The organism is Priestia sp. SIMBA_032 (genome assembly GCF_046535215.1).
GTDB classification, from domain to species: domain Bacteria; phylum Bacillota; class Bacilli; order Bacillales; family Bacillaceae_H; genus Priestia; species Priestia aryabhattai.
The window spans coordinates 1-267 of record NZ_JAWRXD010000774.1 but is presented as its reverse complement, the minus strand read 5'-3'; the positions used below and the strand labels follow the sequence as shown (position 1 = coordinate 267).

Below are 267 nucleotides of genomic sequence, written 5' to 3'. Positions count from 1 at the left end.
AGAAATCTTCCTTTATATTCTTTAATAATATTAAAGGTAGGACTATTTACAACTCTTTTCACTCCAAGACCTTTTGCTAGTCCCTTTGTAAAAGTCGTCTTACCAGCTCCAAGATCTCCTTCTAAAATAATTACATCTTGTGCTTCTACGAGTTCACCTAGTTTTTCTGATAATCTTTGTGTTTCCGCAGAAGATTTTGTTGTTACTTCATATTTTCTCACAGACTTCACCTACTTTACTCACAATGTTCTCTGCTCTTTATTATAC

At 33.3% G+C, this 267-nt stretch carries 1 protein-coding gene; it reads right to left on the bottom strand.

Features of this window, described 5'->3' with window-relative positions:
- On the bottom strand, positions 1–221 hold a 221-nt coding region (gene tsaE, locus SB717_RS36410; RefSeq protein WP_410907898.1), incomplete at its 3' end, for a tRNA (adenosine(37)-N6)-threonylcarbamoyltransferase complex ATPase subunit type 1 TsaE.
- Positions 222–267: the final 46 nt, after the last annotated feature.